Source organism: Marinomonas sp. HM11-D (genome assembly GCF_057626615.1).
Map to the genome: position 1 here is coordinate 45,056 of NZ_JBMMKT010000019.1, position 6,443 is coordinate 51,498.

At 44.6% G+C, this 6,443-nt stretch carries 9 protein-coding genes; 4 read left to right on the top strand and 5 right to left on the bottom strand.

What is annotated here, in order from left to right:
- On the top strand, nucleotides 1–609 hold the full coding sequence (cobO, locus tag ACOSVP_RS17495) for a cob(I)yrinic acid a,c-diamide adenosyltransferase (RefSeq protein ID WP_487348767.1): 609 nt from the start codon (nucleotides 1–3) through the stop codon (nucleotides 607–609).
- A 180-nt stretch (nucleotides 610–789) separates the two neighbouring features.
- Here the strand turns inward: cobO and ACOSVP_RS17500 are convergent, their stop codons facing one another.
- The 5 genes from ACOSVP_RS17500 to ACOSVP_RS17520 form a co-directional block, all read right to left on the bottom strand.
- Nucleotides 790–1,305 (bottom strand): Crp/Fnr family transcriptional regulator, encoded by a 516-nt coding sequence (locus tag ACOSVP_RS17500; RefSeq protein WP_487348768.1) that lies wholly within the window; start codon nucleotides 1,303–1,305, stop codon nucleotides 790–792.
- A 137-nt stretch (nucleotides 1,306–1,442) separates the two neighbouring features.
- The gene (locus ACOSVP_RS17505; protein WP_487348769.1) at nucleotides 1,443–2,279 is read right to left on the bottom strand and encodes an MOSC domain-containing protein; all 837 of its coding nucleotides are present in this window, start codon (nucleotides 2,277–2,279) and stop codon (nucleotides 1,443–1,445) included.
- Between the two features lie 287 nt (nucleotides 2,280–2,566).
- A complete protein-coding gene (locus tag ACOSVP_RS17510) occupies nucleotides 2,567–3,733 on the bottom strand; it encodes a type III PLP-dependent enzyme (protein WP_487348775.1) in 1,167 nt (388 codons plus the stop codon).
- 264 nt (nucleotides 3,734–3,997) lie between these two features.
- Nucleotides 3,998–4,417, bottom strand: a complete 420-nt coding sequence (locus tag ACOSVP_RS17515) for a DUF6691 family protein (protein ID WP_487348770.1) — start codon at nucleotides 4,415–4,417, stop codon at nucleotides 3,998–4,000.
- A 9-nt stretch (nucleotides 4,418–4,426) separates the two neighbouring features.
- Nucleotides 4,427–4,825: a YeeE/YedE family protein gene (locus ACOSVP_RS17520; protein WP_487348771.1), complete on the bottom strand. Its 399-nt coding sequence runs from the start codon at nucleotides 4,823–4,825 to the stop codon at nucleotides 4,427–4,429.
- A gap of 141 nt (nucleotides 4,826–4,966) precedes the next feature.
- Here ACOSVP_RS17520 and ACOSVP_RS17525 point away from each other — a divergent pair, with 141 nt between their 5' ends.
- The 3 genes from ACOSVP_RS17525 to ACOSVP_RS17535 all read left to right on the top strand — a co-directional run bounded on the left by ACOSVP_RS17525 (nucleotide 4,967) and on the right by ACOSVP_RS17535 (nucleotide 6,430).
- Nucleotides 4,967–5,383, top strand: a complete 417-nt coding sequence (locus ACOSVP_RS17525; RefSeq protein WP_487348772.1) for a DUF6942 family protein — start codon at nucleotides 4,967–4,969, stop codon at nucleotides 5,381–5,383.
- Between the two features lie 2 nt (nucleotides 5,384–5,385).
- Nucleotides 5,386–5,823 carry a tellurite resistance TerB family protein gene (locus ACOSVP_RS17530; RefSeq protein ID WP_487348773.1) on the top strand — a complete coding sequence of 146 codons (438 nt, stop codon included), beginning with the start codon at nucleotides 5,386–5,388 and terminating at the stop codon, nucleotides 5,821–5,823.
- Between the two features lie 163 nt (nucleotides 5,824–5,986).
- Nucleotides 5,987–6,430, top strand: a complete 444-nt coding sequence (locus tag ACOSVP_RS17535; RefSeq protein ID WP_487348774.1) for an REP-associated tyrosine transposase — start codon at nucleotides 5,987–5,989, stop codon at nucleotides 6,428–6,430.
- Nucleotides 6,431–6,443: the final 13 nt, after the last annotated feature.

Here is a 6,443-nt window from a genome sequence, read left to right on the forward strand (position 1 = left end):
ATGGCAAAAGCAATTCACGATCCTGAAAAACATGCAGAGCGTATGAAAGCCATCAAGCAGCATGTTGATAAGCGAATTGCCAAAGCTCAAGAAGAAAAGGGCACCTTTGTTCTCTTAACGGGTAATGGCAAAGGCAAGTCCAGTTCTGCTTTAGGCATGGTGGCCCGCGCACTTGGGCATAATATGAAAGTCGGTGTGGTGCAATTTCTGAAAGGGGAATGGAATACTGGCGAAATTGATTTCTTTAAGGCACAGCCCAATGTCACTTGGCATATTATGGACACGGGTTTTACTTGGGAAAGCCAAAATCGTGAAAAAGACATTGAAAGCTCGAAATCCACATGGAAAAAAGCAGAGCTGCTTCTAAATGACGCAAGCTATGATCTAGTGGTACTCGATGAACTGACTTATCTTTTGCACTACGAATATTTAGACGCTGACCAAGTTTTGAAAGCACTTATTGAGCGACCGGAAATGCAGCACCTCGTAGTGACTGGACGAGGCGCAAGCGAAGAGTTAATTGAACTGGCTGATACCGTCAGCGAAATTAAAGATGTGAAACACGCCTTTAAGCGCGGAATCAAAGCACAGAAAGGCTTGGAATTCTAAAATTTAGGCTATTTGTAGGAGGGGCGTCCCGCCCCGAACCCGAACTTAGCTGGGTCGTACGAGCCATCTCCAGATGGCGATTTAAGCATCACTTTCCCAGGCGGAGCTGGGTCGTACGAGCGGGTTGTATCCCGCGATAAAGGTATTGCTTCCCCGATAGAATCGGGTCGTACAGGTATTCTATTGATTACGGTTGCAGGGCTTACTCAAATCCACACTAACCCCTGCTTCTGCTAGGGTGTGACTTAAGATTCGAATATTGCGCGCCATATCGCGCGATAAATTCAAAATCAAAATGCCAAAATCAAACGCAAAACGATCGTGAAATTCACCAAACACATTGTAGTCGATTTCCAAAACAACCGTATCACAGCCAGCTTTGGCATAGCCGTTACGCGGTGACAGGGAAATCATGGTGACATAACCCAGTGCTTGACCAAATGTTACTTCGCGAATCAAGGAGGAGGCTTTGGCATTATCTTGGTAATAGCACAAAGTACCTGTGATGATAATGTAAAAGCTGTCGCCTTTATCGCCATCTTTAAACAGTTCATCGCCTTCTTCTAGGTGGATTAACTCGCCTCGATCGACCAAATAGTCAATTGCCGAGGCACTTAGTGCGCCGAAGATTGAACCTGTCTTTAACGTATCCGCACAAAGATCGTAAGGGCAGTTTTTAGTACTAACAGTATTCATAACAACCACCTCCCTTTGACTTAAGCCTAAGCCTGAAGCGGGGATTTAACCACGTGGTTTATTTAGTTTTTCGTAGCAAACCGTAATCATTTTATTTAAATGTTTAATTTCAATGTACGAACTAAGTAAGCCACCCATTATTTACGGTTATCGGCGTATAAATAAGAATCTTGATACTCAAGAATTTCCACACTGTCGCCCACTTGGATTTCACCAATATTCTCAGCGACTAAATTGACGCCAAAAGTCACGCCTTCGCGCTCGAATAAACGAAACTTAGCCAGGGTTTTAAGTGGCTCACCTTTACGGCTGCGCTGGGCGGTTTCAGGATCCAGCGTGGTAAAAATACAACGAATGCAGGGCTTCACATTTTCAAAAATCACATTACCAATGCGGATACGCTTCCATTTATCTTCCGCAAAAGGCTCATTGCCAGTGATAACAATATTTGGACGAAAACGTTGCATTTCGTTTTGCTGCAACCCGCTACGATTCAACTCATCTAGCGACGCCTGCGTCGTCAATAGAAAAGGGTAGCCATCCGCAAAGGCCACCGGTAACTCGGGACGGCGACTGGTAAATCGTTGTGACTGCTCACCAAAATACACTAAGGAAACATCGAACCCCAACAGGTTACTAAACCACTGATTTGCTTCAGCAGTTGTAAGTTGTGCGGATACCGGCACTTCCCAGATTTCAGTATCTAGATATTGCTGAGCATATTCTTCAGGGTTCAAGATTAATGGCTGATCAGAACCTGAATGGTTCAAGTGAAGCTTTGCATCCTTGATGATGGCAGTTATTAGGGTAATGGCAGGGTATTCGCGGGCTGTTACAAACATGCCTTGGTTATCGACCAACATATAGCGGCGATCAAATTCCAATCCACTGAGGGTCACTTTGGACTGTTGTAGTGGGACTGCTTTACAAGACTTTAACGGATAAATAGCTAATTCAGAAACGTACAACGACACATTGAGTCCTTACCAATGGATAGAAAGAACTAAGTTTGAATGCTTTATCTCGCAGGCGCAACACTTCGTACGACCCGATTCTATCGGGGAAGTGAATCTTAAATCGCTGACAGGAGTCAGCTCGTACGACCCGATTCTATCGGGGAAGCAATGCTTTAATCGCGGGATACAACCCGCTCGTACGACCCGATTCTGTCGGGGGCCAAAACAAAGCGGCCCCCTGAAATGTTGGAACATCGCAGGAGGCCGGTCTGTTGCCTAATGCAAGGCAATTGTATTAATGAGTGCTAAACGTAGTACGACTTCAATGGAGGGAAACCGTTGAACTCAACTGCACTGTATGTCGTTGTGTATGCGCCCGTTGAAAGCCAGTATAGGCGATCACCGATGGCTAGGTTCAATGGTAGGCCATATTTGTAGTGTTCGTACATGATGTCCGCACTGTCACACGTTGGGCCAGCGATGATAACTTCTTCAAGTTCGCCAGTTTTCTCAACGTGGATAGGGTACTTGATAGACTCGTCTAGAGTCTCGATCAAGCCCGAGAATTTACCCACATCGGTAAATACCCAGCGGTTAAGCGCTGTGTGTGATTTACGCGAAATCAAAACCACTTCACTTACCAAGATACCCGCATTGGAAATCAAAGAGCGACCTGGCTCTAGGATAATGCGTGGCATATCGTCACCGAAGTCTTCTTCTAGGAAACGAGTGATTTCTTCAGCGTACGTAGCAAGATCGTTAGTACGGCTGATGTAGTTTGCAGGGAAACCACCGCCCATGTTGATCATCTTAAGCTTAATGTTGTCTTCAGTTTTAAGACGCTCAAAAATAACTTTAACGCTAGCAATGGCAGCATCCCACGCACCGATATCACGCTGTTGTGAACCAACGTGGAAAGATACGCCGTATGGTTCAAGACCCAATTCATTCGCAAGAAGTAGTAGGTCCATCGCCATATCTGGGCGGCAACCAAATTTACGTGATAAAGGCCAATCTGCAGAAACAGTGCCTTCAGTAAGAATTCGCACGTAAACGCGTGAGCCTGGTGCAGCTTTAGCAATGTTGCGAAGGTCGGCTTCAGAGTCAGTTGCGAACATGCGTACGCCTTTCTCGTAGAAGTAGCGAACGTCTTTCGCTTTCTTAATCGTGTTGCCGTAGCTTACCTGCTCTGGTGTTACACCACCGATGGCAAGAAGTTTATCTAGCTCGTAGCGTGAAGCCACGTCAAAGTTAGAGCCACGATCACGAAGAAGTGTCAGGATCTCTGGTGCTGGGTTCGCTTTGATAGCATAGAAAACATCTGCAGTTGGAAAGCCCTTAGTTAGCTCATCGTAAGCTTCACCAATCATTTGCGTGTCGATTACAACAAAAGGGGTTTCTTTAGTGTCAGCCAACGTTTTTAGGCGTTTGAACTGGTCTGGTGTGTAAAAAGAATCTACGTCAATCGGCATCATAGACATGGCGTATTGCTCCTATCTTGTAAAACATAATCCGAATAATACTACGCCTTTACCTCCCTCCATCCTACTTGTGGCTGTTACTTATCCGGCATAAAGCCTTAAGCGACTAGCGCAGCAGTTGAAGCGGTGCGGAATATGTTCAGCAACGACGCGAGGCGAAATTTAAGGCGCAACGATTGTCGCGTCAAGAAATTTTTTTGTACTTTTTTTCAGGCAGAAAAAAAGGCCCCGAAGAGCCTTTGATTGTATAGTGTTCTAATTATTATTTCGATGGTTTTGGAAGTGAAAAAGTGCAGATCCTGCGATTAATGCGCCCATAAAATAAACGCCTTCTGCTGGATTATTGACCAATGCCGTTAATCCAGGGCCTGGGCAATAGCCACTTAAACCCCAGCCAACACCAAACATGGCAGAGCCTAAAATAAGGTTTTTATCGATATCGCGGCGTGTTGGTACATACCATTTATCGGCTAACCAAGGCTTAGTACGACGATTACGAATCAGATAACCAATCATCCCCACCGCGACAGCGCCCCCCATTACAAAGATCAGCGAAGGGTTCCAATCGCCAAATAAATCTAGAAAACCAAGCACTACAGCAGGGTTGGTCATCTCGGATACAGCCAAGCCTAAACCAAATAAAAGACCGGTTAAAAAGGTAACTAATGCAAACATTGCCATCTCCTATTTAGTGATCAATACAGTAATAATGGCAGTGCTCATAAAGATCGCCGTAGCAATCAAGGAGCGCGGAGACAGGCGTGAAATACCACAAACGCCATGGCCACTGGTGCAGCCACTGCCAAGACGTGTACCGTAACCTACTAATAAACCAGAAATAATTAGTAGAAGAGGGCTGCGAACTTCAGGAAAAGGCACCGACGGCTGAACTAAAACACCGTAGGCGCTACCACCTACAATGAGCCCAATCACAAATAGAAATGGCAGAAAACGGTCTTTGCTAAATAAGGCTTGCGCTAAAATGCCACTGATGCCAACCACTTTACCAGTGAGCAAAAGATAGGCCGCGGTAGTTAAGCCGATGAGCAAACCGCCGGCTAACGGGTATATAAAAGATTCCATGAACAGACAACCTCAAATTGTTACTATTAAATAAGAATAATCTAATATATATAGAATATCTATAGATAAATAAGGAATAACAGGGCGTAATTTTGTATTCTCTATTATCTTTTCTTATAAGAAATGTTAACAGAGAAAGTTATGTTGTTTCTGCTACCGAACACCCCAGATCTTCCTAAAGGCATAAAACACTACTCAGAATGCAGCTACGAAGAATTAGTGAATCTAAATGGCAATCACTGGCGTAAAATCCTCACAATCATTGCAAAGTTGTGCACCAAAGCAGACGAAGATTGGCGTATAGTTAGAGATCAATCTATCTGGCACAGGGCCACATTAGTTTTCAAATTCGAGGATTTTCCCTTGAACGACGAGTGGCAGTTTATCGTCGGGAAATCTTTTTATCAGGATCTTGCGATACCTGCTCAAGCGACGTTGATTGAGTGCGGTCGGCACCAAGCCTATATTGAGAACAAGCGAATCTGGACGCCATATCTGGATTATCGACAGTTCCCCAATGCCCTCATAGATGCGCTCAAAATAGAAATTAGGAAGTAAGTATGATCGATGTCTTAAAAAAGCTGTTTTCCTTTAGTGAAGAGTTGCCAGCGCCAATCAGTTATCAACGAGCTGTAGCGGCCCTGCTACTAGAGGTTGTGATCGCTGATAATGAAATTCACCCTAATGAGGAGCAGGTCGCTAAAGAAGCCATTAAAGCGGTGAGCGATCTTGGTGAAGATGTGGATCAACTGTTTGAAGAAGTAAAAAGCAGTATTCACGATGCTCACGACGCCTACCAATTTACCAAAGTCATTAATGAACACGCTTCGCTAGAGCAGAAATTTGAATTACTGAAGTGTCTATGGCGTGTTGCTTATGCAGATGGCAATATCGATGCCCATGAAGATCATCGTATTCGCAAGATTAGTGAGCTGCTGTTTATGCAACACTCGGAGTTTATTCAAGCAAAGTTAGCAGCGAAGGAAGAGTTAGAATAGGCTACTTGTACGAGCGGGTTGTACCCCGCGATTGAAAGCCTGCTTCTCCGGACGGTGCCGGGTCGTACAAACGGGTTGCACCCCGCGATAGGGGTATCGCTTCCCCTAAGGGGCTGGACTGTATCCCGCGATAAAAATCATAAATTCTCAAGGAGTGAGTTTTATGCAATATGGAAAAGGATATTCAGCTTTAAGAAAAGGCCGACTCTATGAGCTTGGCAATGTTTACCATTTAGTCTTCTCAACTAGAGAGCAAGTCCCATGTCTTCGTGACTTTCAAGTAGCAAGACTGACCATAAGGTCTCTCAAGTATTGCGATGAGAATGGTTGGTCGGAGACCATCGCCTTTGTTGTTATGCCCGATCATATTCACTGGCTCACAAGGGCTATTGCTCATCCGCCTAACTTTTTGGTTTCTTCTGTAAAGAGACACATAGCGAAAAGTAGTGGCTTTAAAGTCAAATGGAATAAAGGCTTCTATGACAGCTTGATTAGAGACGAAGAGCAACTGATAAACACAGCGAGATATATCATTGCTAATCCAAAAAGAGCGGGCTTAGTTAAGTCTGTGAAAGACTTTCCTCACTGGGATTGTGTTTATCTTTAACTCTCCCCGGACG